At 35.2% G+C, this 2,855-nt stretch carries 3 protein-coding genes; all 3 read right to left on the reverse strand.

What is annotated here, in order from left to right; genetic code table 11:
• Nucleotides 1-142 precede the first annotated feature (142 nt).
• Nucleotides 143-403 carry a YlxR family protein gene (locus FWJ34_RS19005; protein WP_308256896.1) on the reverse strand — a complete coding sequence of 87 codons (261 nt, stop codon included), beginning with the start codon at nt 401-403 and terminating at the stop codon, nt 143-145.
• A complete protein-coding gene (gene nusA / locus FWJ34_RS19010; protein WP_308256897.1) occupies nt 387-1,538 on the reverse strand; it encodes a transcription termination factor NusA in 1,152 nt (383 codons plus the stop codon). The genes FWJ34_RS19005 and nusA overlap by 17 nt, the downstream gene beginning before the upstream one ends.
• A gap of 97 nt (nt 1,539-1,635) precedes the next feature.
• Nucleotides 1,636-2,100 carry a ribosome maturation factor RimP gene (gene rimP / locus FWJ34_RS19015; RefSeq protein ID WP_308256898.1) on the reverse strand — a complete coding sequence of 155 codons (465 nt, stop codon included), beginning with the start codon at nt 2,098-2,100 and terminating at the stop codon, nt 1,636-1,638.
• Between the last annotated feature and the right edge of the window lie 755 nt (nt 2,101-2,855).

Below are 2,855 nucleotides of genomic sequence, written 5' to 3' on the forward strand. Positions count from 1 at the left end.
AAGAGGGAAGAGGGAAAAGTAATCAGAATTGATTTTAAAACTCCTAAAATTGATTTTTCCCGTTTTGTTTCATTGGTATTATTGTACTGGTGCAAGATCTGAGTTAAATGCGTTTTAGCTTCAGACAAAAATCAAAGCTATACTATAAAAGTCTTTTTGTAAGTTGTTCATAAATTTCAGCTGTAATTTCGGCTTTTAATGCTCTTGATAAACGCTTTTTTTTCTTGGCTAAATTTAAACATTCTAGTTGAGGACAAAGATAAGCGGATCTGCCCATCCCTTGATCTAAAATAACTTTTTTCTCTGGATAAGTCCTCACAATACGCCAAAATTTTTTGCGCTCATCTAAGCGGTGACAACTGATACACCGTCGATAATTTTTATGTTTATTGGGATTGTTCATCGTTGTATTTTGATTTTGATTTAATGTCAATTTTCCAACCTGTTAAACGGGCTGCCAGACGCACATTTTGTCCTTCTTTACCGATCGCTAAACTCAGATGATTGTCAGGTACAACTACTAATGATTGTCTTTCTTCGGCGTTGGTTAATTTGACTAAATCAATTTGAGCCGGACTTAAGGAATTGGCGATATAAGTAGCTGGATCAGGCGACCAACGAATTACGTCTATTTTTTCCCCTTTTAGTTCATTGACTACGGCTTGAATGCGAGAACCTCTCGCTCCAATACAAGCACCTACAGGATCAACATCCCGATCTAAGGTATCTACCGCAATTTTGGTTCTAGCATTAACAGAACGATTATGAGGATTTGCTTCTCTGGCGATCGCCACAATTCTTACCACTCCTTCTTCAAATTCAGGAACTTCATTATCAAAAAGATAAACTACTAAACCAGCATCAGCACGGGAAACTAATAATTGAGGACCTTTTTGAGAACCTTCTCGGACTTTTTTGAGATAAACTTTAAAACTGGCATTGGCACGATAATTGTCACTAGCAATCTGCTCATGATGAGGCAATTCGGCTTCAACTTCAGGTCTTCCGTGGGCGCTTTGAAGAGTCATAATCACCGATTGACGTTCAAAACGAAGAACTTTTGCTTGTAAAACAGTGCCTTCTAATTCTTTAAATTCTGATTGAATAATGACTCTTTGCTGATCTCTTAATTTCTGTTGCAGTACCTGTTTCGTTTGTATAGCTGCCATGCGTCCAAAGTCTTTTTGTTCAGGAGTTACATCCACTAAAACTTCATTTTCGAGTTGCACTTCATCATTAAATTCTCGCACTTCATCTAAGGAAATTTGATGATCAGGTTCTTCTACAGATTCAGCTACCATTTTTAAGGCTAAAACTCTGAATCCTTCTTCTTCTACGTCAAGTTCTAGTCTAAAATTATCAAAATAGTCATCGGGAAAAGGTTGATGAGTGGTAGTTTGTTTCGATCGCCGAAAACGCTCATAACCTTTAAATAATGCTTCTGTTAAGGCTTCTTTGACAGAATTTTCTGGTAAATTGTGACTTTTACTGATTTCTTCAATCAGCGTTTTTAAACCAGGTAATTTGACAATACTCATAATAGTTAATAGTTAATAATAAATAGATAGTTGATAATTAATAGTGAATAATGAATAGTTCGACAATAGACATCTTGCCTTCTAGTATCCTAATTCTTCATTCCTCACTGTTTTCTAGTTTGACTCGGATGACAATTTCTCTAGGAATAGCAACCATTTTGCCTTTACAGTTGATGTGTATTGCTTTTTCGTCTCTACCTTGAAGATTTCCTTGCCATTGAGTACGTTTTTTATACTCTGTAGTAGTTTCTATCATCACTGGAAAACCCTTAAAACTAATAAATTCTCGATCTGTCGTCAAGTTTTCACCGATACCCGGGCTGGAAATTTCTAACATATAAGCCGAGGGGATAATATCTTTAGCGTCGAGGATTTCTTCTAATAAACAACTCATTTTTTCACAGTTATCAAGACTGGTATCCCCTGATGGATTATTGATATACACCCTTAAAATAGGAGGGTTTTTATGGGTTAAAAATGTCAAATCAACAATTTCGAGGTTTAATTCTTGAGCAACAGATTTAGCTATTTCGGTGATATTTGCTATCAGGGGATGAGTCATAAATTACCTCAGTTCGATGCAATAATATTGGGTTTAGGAAGGTTTCAGGTATCTGGTAGCAGGTTTCGCACTTAAAGTGAGCTCGAACATTAGTCAATCAAAGGATTGAAAAGAAAAAAATCAATTTATTTACTCTTTTTATCAAAATCTGTTAATTTTAACTCCGAACTCCGAACTCCGAACTCCGAACTCAGGTTAAATTAGATCAAAAATTTAGGAATTAACTATAAAAAGCAATAAAAAAAGCGGGTTATACCCACTCCGTTGATGACATTTTTTGACGGAACTGTTAGATCAAACTTATTCATAGTTACCTATGACGTTTACTTTCTGCTGATTAACCAGTTAAGTCGGCTTGATACTCTCCACAGAGTTTATAATTTTATAGACAAATATTCATCTATAAACTTACTTTTTCAGGTGTTACCGTTCATTAAATCTGTAGAAAAACAAAATTAATGTTTTGAAAGGTTTACCCACTTTTAACGGTGGCATTCAAGGCATAAACGGCAATGCCTTTAGTTCATAGCTCTAACTTTTGTTAGTTGATCAGCATTTGAACTTACTTTTAGTTTAACCTGAATAAATACCTCGTTTTAATTGATTATGCGAAGGTTTACTCCTTTGTGGTTTCTGACTTAACATCAGTGACGTGGTAAAGCACGGATTTTCACCAGTAATTAAAAGTCATTGGCTTTTGGTTTTAATCGATTTTAGCATATTTTCTACCGATTATCGCAAACAGTTAAAACCCT

It is taken from the genome of Geminocystis sp. GBBB08 (genome assembly GCF_016743215.1).
GTDB lineage: Bacteria > Cyanobacteriota > Cyanobacteriia > Cyanobacteriales > Cyanobacteriaceae > Geminocystis.